A 16,155-nucleotide genomic window follows, 5' to 3' on the forward strand; every position below is an offset into this window, starting at 1 on the left:
ATCGAGGTCGCTTCGGGCCTGCTCCGCGAGCTGGTTCTCGACCAGCGGCGTCCGTACGTACCCGGGGCACACGCAGTTGCTCGTCACGCCGTGAGCCGCGCCTTCCAGCGCGATGACCTTCGACAGCCCCAGCAGGCCGTGCTTGGCGCTGACGTAGGCGGACTTGTACGCGCTGGCCCGGGTCAGCAGGAACGGCGTCCAGCATCAGCCGCAGCATGAACGCGAACCGCTCGGGTTCGAACCGACCTGAGCCGGACCGGCGAGCTGGCGGAGCGGGCGTTCGACGCGGATATCGATCGGCAGGTCCTCGCCGCCGATCCGCTCGGCCGCGCGGGCCGCCCCTTCGGCGTCGACGTCGCACACCACGACGTGGGCACCGAGCTCGGCGAGCCGGATGGCCACGGCCAGGCCGATCCCGCTCGCCGCGCCGGTCACCAGGGCGCGGCGTCCCGCGAGACTCATGACTTCGGTGCGGCGAAGGGATTGGCGTCGGCGTGGTGGTGGCCCCACTCGTCCGAGCGGCCGAAGTCGTGCGGGACCCAGTCGTCCCCCACCTCGATGCCCCCGCAGCCGATCTCCAGGTGGAACCCGCTCGGGTTCCGGACGTAGAAGGAGATCGCCTTGTCGTTCATGTGCCGGCCGAGGCTGATCGAGATCGGCACGTCGTTGGCAGTCGCACGGTCGTAGGCCCGCCCGACGTCGTCGATCGAGCCGTGCTCGAACTCGAGGTGGTGGATCGACGGCGTCTCCGCGCTCGCGAGCGCGATGCTGTGGTGGGTCCGGTTGCAGCGGAAGAAGAACAGGCCCGGAGCGCGGTAGTCGGTCAGCTTGAACTCGAGCACGGACTCGTACAGCTCGCGCAGTTCCTCGACTTTCGGGCTGGCCAGGACGAAGTGCCCCAGGCCGGTGACGCCGGGGCCGCCCGCCGGGCGTTCGACGCCGACACGCACCTTGGCTTCGCCGACCGCCAGCTCCACGCGGTAGCCGACCGGGTCGGTGAACCAGCGCAGCTGCGTGGCGCCACGCAGTTCCTTCTCCTCCCCCGTCCCCTCCGCGACGGTGTAGCCGGCGTCGGTCAGGCGCCGCGTCAGCCGGTCGAGTTCCGAAGGGGTGTCGACGATCCAGCCCAGCTCGCGCGGGCGGTCCTCGGTCGACGGGTAGAGCGCGACGCGGTACTTGAACTCGTCCATTTCGGCGAGGGTGACCTCGACCGTGCCGGACTTGGCGTGGCTGACGCCGATTCCCAGCGTGCGCCCGAGCAGGTCGGTCCACGCGTCGACGTCGGTGACGTCGAGACCGACGTAGCCCAGCTTCCTGATCCCCACGGCGGTCATCCCTCCACTGCGGCGGCGGCCCCGCCCCGCAGGAATTCACGGACGATGTGGTTGAACTCGGGTGCCCGCTCGTACTGGACCCAGTGCCGGCAGTGCGGCAGCACGCGCAGCTCGGCGTCGGGGATCCCCGCGAGGATCTTGGGTGCCCACGTCAGGGGAACGGTCTGGTCCTCCCGGCCCCACACGAGCAGCGTGGGCGCGCCGATGAGCCCCAGGTCCGGCGTCAGGTCACCGAAGATCGGCGGGATCGGCAGCTCCGGGTGGGCCCGCAGGCTCGACTCGTAGCGCTCGTCGATGAGCGCCTCGGTGGCCAGCGACTCGTCGAACACCATCAGCCGCACGAACTCGGCCATCGCGTCGCGCGAAGGCTTGGCGGCGGCCATGTAACCGAACAGCCGCTCCAGGCCGGGAGGCCAGGGCGGCGCGTCCGGCGGGAGCACCCCGCCCGGCGCCATGAGCACGAGCCGGTCCACGCGGTCCGGGTAGCGCATCGCGATCCGCATGGCCACCGCGCCCCCGTAGGAGTTGCCGACCAGGTGCGCCCGCTCGACGCCGAGCGCCGTCATCGCGCGGCACACGCGGTCGGCGGCGTGGAAGATCAGCGGTTCGCCGGTTTCCGGCCGCGGGGATTCGCCCCAGCCCGGCAGGTCGACGACGATGTTCCGGTAGTCCGCGAAGGCGGGCAGGTTCCCGCCGAAGTTGCTCATCCCCGTGGCGCCCGGGCCCGAGCCGTGCAGCCACACGACCGGACTGCCCGAACCGGCCTCGGTGCAGGCCAGGCGCGCGTCTCCGACATCCAAGGTGCTCGTCACTGTGCCGTCCTCACCCGTCTGTATGTAGCGCTCACTATACAACGGACGGCAGCGTTATCAAGGCCGGCCGATCGGAGTGCGGCGGGCTTCAGCGCTTCCGCTTGCTCCCGCGGGCCCGCTGCTCCGCCAGAGCGCGGATCAGGGCGACGAACGGGCCGACCTGCGAGCGGTAGCTCGTGCCGTCGAAGCTTTCGGCCACCGAGAGGCCGTCCGTCAACGCGCGCCCCGTGACGGCCAGCTGCTTGACGAGGGCTTCGCCGTCCTCGCCGCCGTCCGGCGCGAAGATCGGGGTCAGCGCGGCCACCCAGGACGCGTGCGCGTAGTCGCGGATGCGGCGCACGGTCGCGTGAACCACCTCGGCGTCCTTCTGCGGGCCGACGCTGATGGCGACGAGAAGCCGGAGGTAGTCCGGCCGCCGGTCGAGGGACTCGCAGGCGGCCGAGAACCACGCCTCGAGGCGTTCGAGGGGTGCCTGGTCGTCGAACGACGACGGGCTCGGGAACAACGCGTGCAGCTCTTCGAAGGTGCGCTCCAGCAACGCCGACAGCACGCCGAGTTTGTTCCCGAAGTGGTAGTAGATCGAACTGGGCGGAAGGCCGGACTGCGCGCTCAGGTCCGAGATCGCCATGCCGTCGTAGCCCTTTTCGCCGACGAGGGCGCGAGCCGCGTTCAAGATGATCTCTCGGCTGCTCAGCCCGGCCGCAGCCGACGCGGAGCCGGAATCCCTCACCATGCGGGCCATGATAGGTCCGCCTCACCGCCCCACCCGAACCGGGCGCGCGCGCTCCGGCCGGGCCGAGGTGTCCACATCGGCCCGGCCGGCGCGGATCAGGCGACGGTCGCGTCGACGGTCACCGGGATGTTGCCGCGCGTCGCGTTGGAGTACGGGCAGATCGCGTGCGCGGCCTCGACGAGCTCGTCGGCCGTCGCCTGGTCCACATCGGACAGTTCGACGTGCAGCGCGGCACTGAGCGTGAACCCGCCTTCCGGCGTCGCGTGCACCTGCACCTCGGCGACGACCGCCGAGTCGGTGACCGCCGTCTTCCGCTGCGCGGCAACGGCTTTGAGCGCCGAGTGGAAGCACGAGGCCCAACCCGCGGCGAACAGCTGCTCCGGGTTCGTCGCGCCGCCGGGGCCGCCCATCTCCTTCGGGATCGCCAAGGTGACGTCGAGCAGGCCGTCGTCGGACCTGGCCTGGCCTCCCGCCCTGCCGTCGCCGGTCGACGTCGCGATGCCGAGGTACAGGGGTTTGCTCATGACGGGGTCCCTTCTTCATCGCGCAGTCGCGATACCGAACGTTCTATCGCTTCCCATCATCAGCACTCGGTCCGGTCTTGTCAAGACCGAACGTTCTATCTGGGTTCACTGCGGTGGGCGAGGAAACCGGTCAGGGCTCGATCCCCGCGACCCGGAGCCACACCACCCGGCACGTCTCGGAGGCCTGGTCGAGCGCTTCGGGAGAAACCGCCGACGCGTGGTAGAACGTCCGCTCGACCATCCAGCACACCGCCCCCGCGACGGCCCGGGCGCCGGCGGGCCCGGCGCGGTCCGGGACGCCGGCGCGGACCAGGATCGCCGTGATCGCGTCGATGAAGATCTCCGCGGTCTCCATCCACAACGCGCCCAGCTCGGGGATCGCCGAGGACTGGTCGATCGCGACGCGCATGACCAGGCCGTGCTCGTGCCAGCGTGCGCGGGTGCGGTGCAGGGCCGTCGCGATCGCGTCCGCGGGTGCCGCCGGGTCGTCGGCCGCCGCGCGCGACTTCTCGTGCAGCGCCTCGACGGTCCTGGCGAAGAGGGCGACGAGTGCCTCCTGCTTGGAGCTGAAGTAGAAGTACATCGACGCGCGGGAAAGCCCGGCGCGTTCGGCGATGTCGTTGGTCGTGAGCGCGTCGAAGCTCTTCTCGGCCAACAGTTCCTCGAGCACCTCGAGGATCTTCAGCTCGCGCAGGTCCCCTTTGGACGGCGCGCCGGAGCGCCGCCGGGCCACCTTGTCAGGCATCGCCTGCCCCTCCCGTGCCACCGGTACCCTCCCGATCGTACGGCGCTCAGTTCGCCGCGATCTGGTGCCCGTCCGGGAAGTCCGTCGACCGCGACAGCTCGTCCCAGCTTTCGATGTCCGCGGTCACCGCGGCCCGGGCGCTCGCGACGAGCCGCAACGCGTCCGAACCGAGCACGAGGTGCACCGGCGGCTTCTCCGCCTCGACGACGGCCAGTACCGCGTCGCCGGCCTTGGCCGGGTTGCCCAGCTGGTTGCCGCTGGCGGCCTGCCGGGCCGCGCGGATCGGCTCGAAGAGCTCGTCGTAGTCCGCGATCGACCGCTCACTGCGGACCATCGAGCGGCCCGCCCAGTCCGTCCGGAACGACCCGGGCTCGACGATGGTCACCCGCACGCCGAACCCGGCGACCTCTTTGGACAGGGCCTCCAGCATGCCTTCCACCGCGTACTTGCTGCCGCAGTAGTACGCCAGTCCGGGGAGGGTCAGCAGCCCGCCCATGGAGCTGACCGCGAAGATGTGCCCGGAGCGCCGTTTCCGCATGCCCGGCAGGACAGCGTGGACGGTCGCCGCCACCCCGAACACGTTGACGTCGAACTGCGCACGCAGCTCGGCCATCGGGGACTCCTCGAACACGCCCTCGTGCCCGTAACCGGCGTTGGCGATCAGCACGTCGATGGGACCGACGGCGCGCTCGACCTCGCCGACGACGGTGTAAACCGCCTCGTCGTCGGTCACGTCGAGCTGACGCGCGTGGGCACGGCCGGGCGCGAGCGCCTCGAACTTCTCCACGTCTTCGGGCTTGCGCACGGTGCCGACGACGGTGTGACCGGCCGCCAGCGCGCCTTCGGCGAAAGCGCGGCCGAGGCCGCCGCTCGCGCCGGTGATCAGGAAGGTTCGGTTCGTCATGCCCTCGACTCTACGCCTTGTCGAGAAAAATCGACACTGTGTCGACAGTCTCGCTCAGCGCCGCGCCCAGGTTTTCCACCGCGAGGTAGGGGTTGAGGTGCGGGTGCCTGCTGCCGACGGCGACGTCCCGCCAGAACCGCTGCAGCACGTTCGACGTCGCGAAACCGCTCGGACCGTGCAGGTCGAGCAGCCGCTCGACGGCGGCCCGGCAGTCCCGGCCGGCGTCCGCGAGCGCCATGCGCAGCCGTCACCGCGATGTTCGCCTCGGACGCAAACCTGGGCGGCACCGACGACCGGACCGAGCACCGTGGTGGCGTACAGCATCAAGTCTCCCAGGGGGAAGGGCGCCGCCGCCGCGATCCGGCCCGCGGGCACGAGGACGCCGTCGGCGGCCAAGGTGTGGCTGCCGGTGCCGCACATGCCCCCCATGTCCCAGGTCCGCTCGACGACGAGGTCGGCCGTCGGCACCATCGCGAAGGAGAACTCGCCGTCGACCAGCACGGCGAGCGTCGCCCAAACCGCGTCTTCGCCGCCCGAGACGTTCGGCCAGCGGCCGGTGACCCGCACCCCGTCCGGCACCCGCTCACCCTGCGCGCCGAGCACCCCCGAACCGCAGAAGAGCGCGTCCGGATCGGCGAAGAACTCCGGCGTCGCGGAACCGGGGAGGAAGCGGGCGGCGAGGTTCTTGGCCGTGACGCAGGTCCCGGCGATCCACGCGGTGGACGGGCAGGCCCGGCCGAGGCCGGTCAGCCGGCGCGCGATGGTCTCCGCGTCCGCCCATTCCCCGCCGTGCTCCCCCGGTGTCCGCCAGGCGAAGACGCCGTCCTCGCGCAGGGCGGCCAAACCTTCGGCGGCCGGCCGCTCGTTCTGTTCGACTTTCCCGGCGTGGGCGCGCAGGACATCCGTGGTCGCGGCGTTCGCGTATTCGATCACCCCGTCGACTCAAGCACCGGGCGCGCGCGGCGTGCCATGCGCCGGCGGCACCGGTCCATACGCGGCTGTGCGCCGGTAGCATCGCCGGTATGGACCTGATCAGCGAGGTGATCCGCACCGTGCGGGTCGGGAGCGCCGGCGCTCGGCTGATCAAGCAGCCTTCGGCGGGCCTCAGGTTCGCCGCGTTCGACGGCAGCGGGTTCCACATCATCACGCGCGGTACCTGCTTGCTGATCAGCCACGACGAGCCGGTTTCCCTGCGGCCGGGTGACATCGTGCTCACCTCGTCCGGCGCCGAGCACGGGCTCAGCCAGGAACCCCGTGCCCTGGCGGACATCCCGCTCTTCGAGCTGGGCGCGCCCGCGCCGGCCCCGGAGCCCGTGGCCTTCGAGTTCCTGTGCGGGGCCTACCGGCTCGACCGCGGCCAGGCACCCCAGTACCTGCGCGCGCTGCCCGACCTCATCGCGCTGTCGCCGGACTACGACCGCCACCCGGAGCTGCGCTCCCTGATCGACCTCCTCGTCGCCGACGTCGCCGAGGCCGGGCCGGGCTCCGGCGCGACGCGGCGGGCGCTGCTGGACCTGATCCTCGTCCAGGTCCTCCGCCAGTGGCACGAGCGGGACACCGCCGCCGGGGGGCCGGAGGTCGCCCACCCCGGGATCGCGGCCGCGCTGCGCGAGATCCACGAAAACCCGCACCGGCCGTGGACGGTGGGCCGGCTGAGCGAGGTCGCGGGGATGCCCCGAACCGCCTTCTCGCGGCTGTTCACCGCCGCGGTGGGCCGGCCGCCGATGAACTACCTGACCGCCTGGCGGCTCGCCCGCGCCGCCCGGCTGCTCCGGGAAAGCGACGCCGCGCTGGCGAGCATCGCCCCGAAGGTCGGGTACTCGACCGAGTTCGCCTTCTCGGCCGCCTTCCGCCGCGAGTACGGCGTATCACCGGGACGGTTCCGCAGCACACGGCCCACCCTCACCGCCGCGGACGTTCACTGATCGGTCAAGAGCCGCTCGAGCTGCTTGCCGGACTCCCGCGGGTCCTTGCTCAGCGACGCCTTGACCAGCCGGGGGCGAGCTCACTCCACTCGGCAGACCCCGGCGCCGGAATTCGGCGAGCAGGCATGCTTCACTCCTCCTAAGTGTCACTCTACTGTAGCGGTATGATGTCCAAGCCTCGCATCCAAGTGATGTTTGACGGAGGCGTCGCGGAGGTGGCGAAGCTGCTGACTGTTACCGGCGCTTTACCCGTTCGGTCGATTGCCGACGATCAGCGGACCGGCAAATACTTTCGGACAGTCGATAATTTCAGTGAGGAGCCGATGTGGAGCCGGCGTTAGGGCTCGACGCGGGCACGGCAGATCTTGTCCGTCCGTACTTCCGCACCCATGGACGTACGCGGCCCACGCGCACGCTCCCCGTCGAAGCACTCATCGCGGCTACCGAGCGAGGCCGTATTCCGGAGCACGCCTGCTCCCGGGAAGAAGCCGCGATCTGCATCCTGTGCCGCTCGTCGCAATCGGTCGCGGAAATCGCGGCTTATCGGCGAATTCCCCTCGGCGTCGTCCGGGTCCTGGTGTCCGACCTCGCCGACCGTGGCCTGGTGGCCGTCCAGGACACGCCGATGGCCTCCGGCGGTCGTCCCAGCATCGACTTCATGGAGCGGGTTCTTCGTGGTCTTCACGCGATGACGTGAACCGGATCGACCCGAGGCCGCGCTCGCCGGCCATGGACAGCAAGAACATCCCGGCCGCGGCGCCGATCATCGTGAATACGCCCCGCGGCCAGAAGATGTGACTGTCCAAAAACGACACACTCGCGAGCAGGAGAAGCACGCCTCCCGGCGCCGCCTGCCACCTCGCCCGCAGGGCGGTCGCCGCGACGATCGAGACGCTGGCCGCGAGGAAGCAGGCCGCGCCGATGTACCCGAGCAGGTCGCCGATCGCGAAGACGGCGCCGACGACCGGTGTGGCACCGTTTTGGGCACGCACGACCGTGCCCGCGGCGATTCCCGCGACGGCGTCGAGACCGCCGTAGAACGCCGCGAAGCCGAACGCGGCCAGCCGCCCGGGCCACCGGAGCCATGGTGGTGCCGACGCAAGCAAGAACCACTGCGCCAGGGCGAGCAGGGGGAAGACCGGAAGCAGGATGACGTGCAGCGACACCCACCAGGAAGCGGTGGCCGCGTCGAGGTTCGCGGGATGCACGGCACCGAAGCCCGCGAGCAGGAGTCCCGGCACTGCGAACAAGGCACCGCGCTGCCAACGTGAGCCGATCACCGGGCGACCATAGCCCGGCCCGCGGGCGATCGAGCAGGCGACGAGATTAGAGAACCCTTACGTCCACGGTTTTCAGGACCAGGCGATCTCGCCGCTCCGGGCGACGAAGCGCCCGGAGCCGGCGCCGGGCTTCTCGGTGGCCAGGCCGACGATGGCGTCGGTACCCTCGGTGACGGTCTGCGGGCCGCTGTGGCCGTTGAGGTCGGTCGCCGTGTAGCCGGGGTCCGCGGCGTTGATCCGGATGCCGGGAAATGCTTTCGCGTACTGCGTCGTCAGCATCGTCAGCGCCGCCTTCGAGGCGGTGTAGAGCGGTGCGACGACCTTGGACTCGGGTCGCGACGGGTCGTGGGTGAGGGCGAGGGAGCCCATCCCGCTGCTCACGTTGATGATCACGGGGTCCGCCGACCGCCGCAGCAGCGGCAGGAACGCGGTGGTCGTCCGGACCACGCCCGCGAGGTTGACGTCGAAGACGCCCAGGACGTCGGCGCCGGTCAGGCCGGAAGGGTCGCCGGCGGGGCCGTGGATGCCGGCGTTGTTGACCAGCACGTCGATCGCGCCCTCGTGCGCGGCGACGTCGGCGGCCGCGGCGGCGACGGACGCGTCGTCGGTCACGTCGATGGGCACGAACCGCGCCCCCACCGCGGCGGCGGCGCTCGCGCCCGCCTCCGGGTCACGGGCGCCGACCAGCACGGTGTGGCCGGCCTCGGCGAGGCGGCGGGCGGTCTCGCGGCCGAGACCCTTGTTCGCTCCGGTGATGAAGGTGATCGTCATGCGGTCGATCCTCGGCCCCGGCGGGCGCGGGCGGCCAGGGACGCCTCGACGGTAGGAACAGCAGTACCACCCTCGAACCGGGCCCGGCGCCCGTCCCCGGGGGAAGATGGGACCGTGACCACGACACCCGGGGCCGGGCTCGGCGCGATGATCCGCACCTGGCGGGACCGGCTGCCGCCCTCCGCCGCGGCGTTGCCGGTGGGCCGCAACCGCCGCGCGGCCGGGCTGCGCCGCGAAGAGCTCGCCGACCTCGCCGGTTTGTCGGTCGACTACGTCGTCCGCCTGGAGCAGGGCCGGGCCACCACGCCCTCGGTGCAGGTGGTCGCCTCCCTCGCGCGGGCGCTGCAGCTCTCGGTCCCCGAACGGGACCACCTGTACCGGCTCGCCGGGCTCACCCCGCCCGCCAACGGCACGATCTCCGACCACATCCCGCCCGGCGTCCACCGCGTGCTCTCCCGGCTCGGCGACGTCGCGGTCGCGGTGTTCGCGGCCGACTGGCAGCTGGTCTGGTGGAACCGGAGCTGGGCCGCACTGCTGGGCGACCCCTCGGCGGCGGAACCCCGCCGGCGCAACTTCGCCCGCGACCGCTTCCCGCTGGACGACGGCCCCGCCTGCCTGGCCCAGTGGCCGGTGACCGAGCTCGACGCCGAGACCACGGACCTCGCCGTCGTCGCCGACCTGCGCCGCGCCACCGGGCGCTTCCCGCGCGATGCCCGCCTCGCCGGGCTGATCGGCGAGCTGACCGCGGGCAACCGGCGGTTCGCGCGGCTGTGGGCCACCGGCTCCGTCGCCGGCCACCGCGAGGACGAGAAGACGATCCACCACCCGTCGGTGGGACCGATCGCGGTGAACTGCGACGTGCTCGGAGACGGCGACACGGAGCTCAAGATCGTGATCATGACCGCCGTCCCGGGCAGTGCCGCCGAGACCAACCTCCGGCTGGCCGCGGCGACCGGCGCACCGGCCCCGCGGGAACAGCTCGCGTAGACCGCGATCACCGGCGTCGCCACGAACCCGCGAAAGTTTCGGGATGTTCGAGCGCCGCCGTCCGGGAGTCCACCGGCTGAAACTTACATCCGGAGAGCGCAGCTCGGCGACCGGGCGAAGCCGGAACCCTTGCCTCGAAACGGGATCGGCGCTAACGATGGGGACCGACGTGATCCCCACCGACGCTCTGTGACGGAGATCCGATGTCCCTGCTGCTCCCCGGCCGGCGAAGGGCACGGCTCACCGCCGCCTCCCTGCTCGCCGCCACCATGACCGCGGCCACGTTCGTCCCGTCCGCGTGGGCCGGTCCGCAGCCGGCCGCGGCCGCGCTGCCGGTCTACCGCGACACCCACTACAGCTTCGCCGAGCGGGCCGCCGACCTCGTCTCCCGCATGACGCTGCCCGAGAAGGTGCTGCAGCTGCACACCAACAGCGCGCCGGCCATCCCGCGGCTCGGCGTGCAGCAGTACACCTACTGGAGCGAAGGCCAGCACGGGCTCAACACGCTCGGCGCGAACACCAACCCCGGCACCGCCACCGGCGGCGTGCACGCCACCAGCTTCCCGACGAACCTGGCGAGCACGATGTCCTGGGATCCGGGGCTGATCTACCAGGAGACGACGGCGATCTCCGACGAGGCCCGCGGCATGCTGGACAAGTCGCTGTGGGGCGTCGCGCAGAACAACATCGGCCCCGACAAGAACGGCTACGGCTCCCTGACCTACTGGGCGCCCACGGTGAACCTGGACCGCGACCCGCGGTGGGGCCGCACCGACGAAGGGTTCGGCGAAGACCCCTACCTGGTCGCGAAGATGGCCGGCGCATTCGTGAACGGCTACCAGGGCCAGACGCCGTCGGGCCGGCCGATGACCCCCTATCTGAAGGTCGCGGCCACGGCCAAGCACTACGCGCTCAACGACGTCGAGAACGACCGCCACGCGGACTCCTCCGACACCACCGACGCCAACATCCGCGACTACTACACCGCGCAGTTCCGGGACCTGGTCCAGGACGCGCACGTGTCCGGCCTGATGACGTCGTACAACGCGATCAACGGCACGCCGGCGCCCGCGAACACCTACACGGCCAACGAACTGGCCCAGCGCACCTACGGCTTCGACGGCTACACGACGTCCGACTGCGGCGCGGTCGGCGACGTCTACGCGCCCGGCAGCCACAACTGGGCACCGCCGGGCTGGACCACGGCCACCGCCAACGCGGCGACGCAGTGGACGAACACCGTTACCGGGCAACAGGTTTCCGGCGCCGCGGGCGGCCAAGCGTACGCGCTGCGCGCGGGCACCCAGCTCAACTGCACCGGCTCCGAAGACACCGTGGCCAACATCCAGGAGGCCATCACGGCCGGCGTCCTCTCCGAGGGCGTCGTCGACAACGCGCTGGTGCACCTGTTCACCATGCGCATGCAGACCGGTGAGTTCGACCCGGCCGACCGGGTGGCCTACACGAAGATCACCAAGGACCAGCTCCAGAGCGCCGCGCACCAGGCGCTGGCCACGAAGGTCGCGGACAACTCGTTGGTGCTGCTGAAGAACGACCGGGTTTCGGGCACGGCGGCGCCGCTGCTGCCCGCCGATCCGGCGAAGCTCGGCAGCGTGGTCGTCGTCGGCGACCTCGCCGGCAAGGTCACCCTCGGCGACTACTCCGGCGAGCCCGCGCTGCAGGTGAACGCCGTGCAGGGCATCACGTCCGCGCTCAAGGCGGCCAACCCGGCCGCCACGGTCACCTTCGACGCGTGCGGGACGTCCAGTGGCACGACCACGGCGGCGAGCTGCTCGGCGGCGACCCTGGCCGCGATCAAGACCGCCGACCTGGTCGTGGTGGTCGCCGGCACCGACACGAACGTGGCCACCGAAGGCAAGGACCGCACCAGCATCGCCATGCCGGGCAACTACGACTCGCTGCTCGACCAGGTCGCGGCGGCCGGCAACCCCCGCACCGCGCTGGCCGTGCAGGCGGGCGGCGCGGTCTCCCTCGACCACGCCAAGAGCGGCTACCCGGCCATCGTGTTCAGCGCGTACAACGGGGAAAGCCAGGGCACCGCGCTGGCCGACGTGCTGTTCGGCAAGCAGAACCCCAGCGGGCACCTGAACTTCACCTGGTACGCCGACGACACGCAGCTGCCCGGCATGAAGAACTACGGGCTGACGCCGTCGCAGACCGGTGGCCTCGGCCGCACCTACCAGTACTTCACCGGAACCCCGGCGTACCCGTTCGGCTACGGCCTTTCCTACACCGGCTTCGCTTACTCACACGTGCGCGCCGACACCAGGACCGCCCGTGCGGACGGCAAGGTCACCATCGGGCTGGACGTCACCAACACCGGCAGCACGCCCGGCGCCACCGTCGCGCAGCTGTACGCCGCCACGGCGTTCAGCGTGCCCGGCGTCGAACTGCCGCGCCAGCGGCTGGCCGGCTTCCAGAAGACCGACGTGCTGGCCCCCGGCCGGACCCAGCACCTGACCATCCCGGTGCGGCTGAGCGACCTGTCGTTCTGGGACGAGGCCAAGCACCGCCAGGTGGTGTACGACGGTGCCTACCGGTTCGGCGTCGGCGCCGACGCCGCCCACCTCGCCGGCACCGCCACGGTGGCCGTCACCGGCGCCATCACCCCGCGGACGCAGTCCGTGACCGTGCAGCCCGACCAGGTGGTGTTCGCGCCCGGTCAGAGCCTCGACCTGGCGGGCAAGAACCCGTGGATCGCCGACGACACCGCCCAAGCCGCTCAGCACGTGCCGGCGGACCACGTCGTGGAGGCGGTGAACAACGACCAGTCGTTCGTCGACCTGGCGCGCAAGCGGGTCACCTACCGCAGCAGCGATCCGCGCGTGGCCCAGGTGAGCCGCACCGGCAAGGTGACCCTGCTCGCGCCCGGCGTCGCGACCATCGGCGTCACGGTCGACGGCGTCACCGGCTCGGCGCCCGTGGTGGTCAAGCAGCCGTTCACGCTCAGCGCACCCGACCGGGTGCAACCGGGCACGACGTACACCGTCACGACCACCCTGCCCAACCCGGCGGGAGCCCGGCCGCTGCGGGACGTGACCCTGACGCTCAGCGTGCCCACCGGCTGGACCGCGACGGCCACCTCGCCGTCGACCTTCCCGACCGTGGCCGCGGGGCAGACCGTCACGACGACCTGGCAGGTCACGGTGCCGGCCTCGGCGCAGCCCGGGAAGTTCGACGTGTCGGCGCAGGCCACGTTCACCTCCGCCAACGGGCCCGGCACCTCGGTGGACGCGACCACCGTGATCCTGCCGCACCCGCCGTACCCGTCGCTGCCCGCGGCCTACAACAACGTGGGCGTCAGCGACGACGCCACCCCCGGCGCGGGCAACTTCGACGGCGGCAACGCCAGCTTCTCCGCGCAGGCGCTGGCCGCCGCGACGCCGAGTCTCACTCCGGGCGCGACGTTCACCCACGACGGCTTGACGTTCACGTGGCCCAACGTGACGCCGGGCAGCCCGGACAACGTGGTCGCGGGCGGGGTGGCCGGCGGGCAGACCATCACGGTCTCCGGCACCGGCCACACCCTCGGCCTGATCGGCGCCGGCGACTACGGCAGCCCGACCGGCACCGCGACGGTGACCTACACCGACGGCACGACGGAGTCCCACAGCGTCAGCTTCGCGGACTGGTGGGCCAACGCGGCAACCGGCGGCGACATCCTCACGACGTTGCCGTACCTCAACAACAGCAGTGGCCGGCTGAACCAGCAGGTGAGCTTGTACTACGCGCCGATCCCGTTGCAGGCGGGCAAGACGGTGCAGTCGGTGACCCTGCCGGACGTGAGCGACGGCGCGAACTCCGGCACGGCGGCGATGCACATCTTCACCATCGCCATCGGCTGACTACGCACGCGGCGTCCGGCCTACCGCGGGTCCTCTTCGGTCGTGTCCGAAGAGGACCCGCGGGACCTCAGCGGGGCAGGACGAGGTGGTCGGCGATGGCGTACAGCTCCGCCTGCGCGCCGCGGCCCGCGACGGCGATCGGCGCGTCGTGGACGGCCTTGAGGATCCAGAGCGTGTGGTAACCGTTCTCGTCCACGTAACGGGTCGCGTGGCCCTGGACCGGTTGCCCCGCGGTGCCGCGCACCCGGTCGGCCTCGTCGACGCGCACCTGGATCGGGGGCAGGGTGCTGCACGTGCCCACCGAGTAGCTCGTGCGCGGACCGCTCGGGCCGCTCTCCTCGACGTCGAACGCGCACATCCGCAGGCCGTCGGGCAGCTGGCCGAGGCCGAACGCCGGGGTGACGGTGGTCTTGCCCGGGAAGGTGATGCTCCCCGCGACGCGGCGGCCCGCGTCGATCAGCTGCTGCGCCGGCGCCGTGCTGCCCGGCTGCGCGGACACGTTGACGTACAGCGAGCCGCCTTCGGGGTGGGTCAGGTACACCTCGTAACCGCCCGGGCCGCCGGAGTGCGAGCTCTCCACGCCGGCCCGCCCGGCGATCGTGACGGACTGGCCCGGACCGGACTTGAAGGCGGCGTGATCGACCGGCATCATCTTCACTTCCTGCACGTCCACGAGCAGGACCTGACGCCCGGACGTGACGGTCAGCATGTACTCGCCGCCGTACACCGGCTTGCCGGGGTTCGCCGCGCTGCCACCGGTGTTGATCCGACGCGCGAGGTAGTCGGCCTTGCCCGGCGGCAGCCAGCCGAGCGAGTAGGGCATGGTCAGCTCCGCGATACCTGGCTTGGCCGGTGCCGCGACGGGGGCCGGTCCGCTGCTCTGGCCGGTACCCGTGGCCACCTGGTTGTCGGGCGCGGGCCGGTTCAGCGCGACGACGCCGGCCGCGGCCAGGACGAGCAGCACCACCCCGGCGCCGGCCGCGAGCGGACGGCTCACCGCGGCGCGCCTGCGGTCGAGGTGCTGACGCGTGGCCGCCAGCACCTGGTCGCTGTCGGGGGCGTCGGGCTCGTGGGCGGTGAAGGTGTCCTTGATCAGGTTCTCGATGTCCATCAGCTCTCCTTCGCCTGGGCCATCCGGTCGATGCTCAGGCCGTGTCGCAGGGTCGTCAGGGCTTTGCGGGCGTGGGCCCGCACGGTGGCCTGGGCGCAGCCGAGCAGGCCGGCGATGTCGGCGTCGGCGAACTGCTCGTAGTACCGGAGCACCACGACGGCGCGCTGACGCCGCGGCAACCGCGCCAGGCGCTGCCACATGTCCTCGCGGGCCGCGTGGTCCGATGCGAAGTCGTCCGGCCGAGCCGCGTCCGGCGGGTCCCCCACGGCGATCAGCCGCGCCGACCGGCTGCGCCGCCAGGACAGGTAGTCGTTGGTCACCATCCGCAGGACGTAGCGGTCGGGGTGCTCGGCGTCACTGATCCGCGACCACCGTCGGTACGCCTTGACCAGCACGTCCTGCACCAGGTCAGCGGCCTGCTCCCGCTCTCCGGTCAGCATCGTCGCGTAACGGAGCAGCCGCGGCAGGTGCGCCCGGACGAAGTCCTCGTAGTCAGCCATCACTAGGAAGACTGCCGCCGCTCGCGATCCGTGTACCTCCAGGCGGAACTTTCTTGCGAACCCGCGCGCACAACCCCGGGTGAGGGCGTTTGTCCCCTCCCGTCCGGGGCGCCGCTGTGGTCGGCTCGGCCGATGATCATCCTGCGGCTCATCGGCACCGTGCTGTGGTTCGCGCTCCCGTCCGCGCTGCTCACCTACGCGATCCACGACCTGGACGTGCGGGACGCGCCGACCTATGAGCTCGAGGGCACGGTCGTCGCCCACCGGCAGGTGGTCCACCCCTCCAGCGGGCCGGACTCGACCACCTACACCACGTACTTCATCACCGTCCGGGACGCGGAGAACGAGACCTTCGAGTTCGGCGACCGCCACCCGGAGCTCGACACCGAGCCGGGCACGCCGGTCGTGGTCGAGGTTGCGAAGCAGACCGACGAGATCGTCATGGTGCGCAAGGGCGGCACCGTGGTCGACCTGCGCGCGACGATCAGCGAAGACGTCTGGATGATCGTGTTCGGCGGGCTCGGCCTGCTCATCGCGCTCGGCCGCGAGTCGCTGCTCGAGGACTACGACATCCCGCGCTGGGCCGGCTTCCTCCTCGGGTTCCTGGCCGCGGGCGGCGGCGTGTACCTCGCGCTGCGGCTCGCCGCGTGACGGCCGGATCGG

General features: G+C 71.5%; 18 protein-coding genes and 1 pseudogene. 6 read left to right on the top strand and 13 right to left on the bottom strand.

Annotation, left to right across the window (positions count from 1 at the left end; genetic code table 11):
• Nucleotides 1-21: 21 nt before the first annotated feature.
• The 9 genes and pseudogenes from ACZ7OH_RS25450 to ACZ7OH_RS25490 form a co-directional block, all read right to left on the bottom strand.
• Nucleotides 22-189, bottom strand: a pseudogene (locus ACZ7OH_RS25450) (SDR family NAD(P)-dependent oxidoreductase); the annotation flags it as partial.
• 15 nt (nt 190-204) lie between these two features.
• The gene (locus tag ACZ7OH_RS25455; RefSeq protein ID WP_470283049.1) at nt 205-462 is read right to left on the bottom strand and encodes an SDR family NAD(P)-dependent oxidoreductase; all 258 of its coding nucleotides are present in this window, start codon (nt 460-462) and stop codon (nt 205-207) included.
• Complete coding sequence (locus ACZ7OH_RS25460; RefSeq protein ID WP_470283050.1) at nt 459-1,325, bottom strand: VOC family protein; 867 nt, start codon at nt 1,323-1,325, stop codon at nt 459-461. Before ACZ7OH_RS25460 ends, ACZ7OH_RS25455 begins: the two co-directional genes overlap by 4 nt.
• Before the next feature lie 5 nt (nt 1,326-1,330).
• The gene (locus ACZ7OH_RS25465) at nt 1,331-2,146 is read right to left on the bottom strand and encodes an alpha/beta fold hydrolase (protein WP_470283051.1); all 816 of its coding nucleotides are present in this window, start codon (nt 2,144-2,146) and stop codon (nt 1,331-1,333) included.
• Nucleotides 2,147-2,234: 88 nt separating this feature from the next.
• Nucleotides 2,235-2,879 (bottom strand): TetR/AcrR family transcriptional regulator, encoded by a 645-nt coding sequence (locus ACZ7OH_RS25470; protein ID WP_470283052.1) that lies wholly within the window; start codon nt 2,877-2,879, stop codon nt 2,235-2,237.
• Between the two features lie 95 nt (nt 2,880-2,974).
• Entirely contained in the window at nt 2,975-3,403 is a 429-nt protein-coding gene (locus ACZ7OH_RS25475; protein ID WP_470283053.1) for an organic hydroperoxide resistance protein, read from the bottom strand.
• 130 nt (nt 3,404-3,533) lie between these two features.
• On the bottom strand, nt 3,534-4,148 hold the full coding sequence (locus ACZ7OH_RS25480) for a TetR/AcrR family transcriptional regulator (RefSeq protein WP_470283054.1): 615 nt from the start codon (nt 4,146-4,148) through the stop codon (nt 3,534-3,536).
• A 46-nt stretch (nt 4,149-4,194) separates the two neighbouring features.
• On the bottom strand, nt 4,195-5,052 hold the full coding sequence (locus tag ACZ7OH_RS25485; protein ID WP_470283055.1) for an oxidoreductase: 858 nt from the start codon (nt 5,050-5,052) through the stop codon (nt 4,195-4,197).
• Between the two features lie 10 nt (nt 5,053-5,062).
• Nucleotides 5,063-5,290, bottom strand: a complete 228-nt coding sequence (locus ACZ7OH_RS25490; RefSeq protein ID WP_470283056.1) for a hypothetical protein — start codon at nt 5,288-5,290, stop codon at nt 5,063-5,065.
• A 72-nt stretch (nt 5,291-5,362) separates the two neighbouring features.
• On the opposite strand from ACZ7OH_RS25490, the gene ACZ7OH_RS25495 reads away from it, so the two are divergent.
• The 3 genes from ACZ7OH_RS25495 to ACZ7OH_RS25505 all read left to right on the top strand — a co-directional run bounded on the left by ACZ7OH_RS25495 (nt 5,363) and on the right by ACZ7OH_RS25505 (nt 7,674).
• Entirely contained in the window at nt 5,363-6,064 is a 702-nt protein-coding gene (locus ACZ7OH_RS25495; protein WP_470283057.1) for a hypothetical protein, read from the top strand.
• Between the two features lie 10 nt (nt 6,065-6,074).
• Complete coding sequence (locus ACZ7OH_RS25500) at nt 6,075-6,977, top strand: AraC family transcriptional regulator (protein WP_470283058.1); 903 nt, start codon at nt 6,075-6,077, stop codon at nt 6,975-6,977.
• A 325-nt stretch (nt 6,978-7,302) separates the two neighbouring features.
• Entirely contained in the window at nt 7,303-7,674 is a 372-nt protein-coding gene (locus ACZ7OH_RS25505) for a DUF742 domain-containing protein (RefSeq protein WP_400898713.1), read from the top strand.
• Here the strand turns inward: ACZ7OH_RS25505 and ACZ7OH_RS25510 are convergent.
• A complete protein-coding gene (locus ACZ7OH_RS25510) occupies nt 7,634-8,257 on the bottom strand; it encodes a hypothetical protein (protein WP_470283059.1) in 624 nt (207 codons plus the stop codon). The two genes, ACZ7OH_RS25505 and ACZ7OH_RS25510, sit on opposite strands and share 41 nt — an antisense overlap.
• A gap of 72 nt (nt 8,258-8,329) precedes the next feature.
• Nucleotides 8,330-9,028, bottom strand: a complete 699-nt coding sequence (locus tag ACZ7OH_RS25515) for an SDR family NAD(P)-dependent oxidoreductase (protein ID WP_470283060.1) — start codon at nt 9,026-9,028, stop codon at nt 8,330-8,332.
• 114 nt (nt 9,029-9,142) lie between these two features.
• On the opposite strand from ACZ7OH_RS25515, the gene ACZ7OH_RS25520 reads away from it, so the two are divergent.
• Both ACZ7OH_RS25520 and ACZ7OH_RS25525 read left to right on the top strand, forming a co-directional pair.
• Nucleotides 9,143-10,015 carry a helix-turn-helix transcriptional regulator gene (locus tag ACZ7OH_RS25520; RefSeq protein WP_470283061.1) on the top strand — a complete coding sequence of 291 codons (873 nt, stop codon included), beginning with the start codon at nt 9,143-9,145 and terminating at the stop codon, nt 10,013-10,015.
• A 203-nt stretch (nt 10,016-10,218) separates the two neighbouring features.
• Complete coding sequence (locus ACZ7OH_RS25525; protein ID WP_470283062.1) at nt 10,219-13,881, top strand: glycoside hydrolase family 3 C-terminal domain-containing protein; 3,663 nt, start codon at nt 10,219-10,221, stop codon at nt 13,879-13,881.
• 67 nt (nt 13,882-13,948) lie between these two features.
• On the opposite strand, the gene ACZ7OH_RS25530 is transcribed toward ACZ7OH_RS25525, so the two are convergent.
• Together ACZ7OH_RS25530 and ACZ7OH_RS25535 are read right to left on the bottom strand one after the other, a co-directional pair.
• Entirely contained in the window at nt 13,949-14,992 is a 1,044-nt protein-coding gene (locus tag ACZ7OH_RS25530; protein ID WP_470283063.1) for a hypothetical protein, read from the bottom strand.
• A complete protein-coding gene (locus ACZ7OH_RS25535) occupies nt 14,992-15,492 on the bottom strand; it encodes a SigE family RNA polymerase sigma factor (RefSeq protein ID WP_470283064.1) in 501 nt (166 codons plus the stop codon). Before ACZ7OH_RS25535 ends, ACZ7OH_RS25530 begins: the two co-directional genes overlap by 1 nt.
• A 132-nt stretch (nt 15,493-15,624) precedes the next feature.
• Here ACZ7OH_RS25535 and ACZ7OH_RS25540 point away from each other — a divergent pair, with 132 nt between their 5' ends.
• A complete protein-coding gene (locus ACZ7OH_RS25540; RefSeq protein ID WP_470283065.1) occupies nt 15,625-16,143 on the top strand; it encodes a hypothetical protein in 519 nt (172 codons plus the stop codon).
• Nucleotides 16,144-16,155 lie beyond the last annotated feature (12 nt).

This window comes from Amycolatopsis sp. NPDC114478, assembly GCF_055633805.1.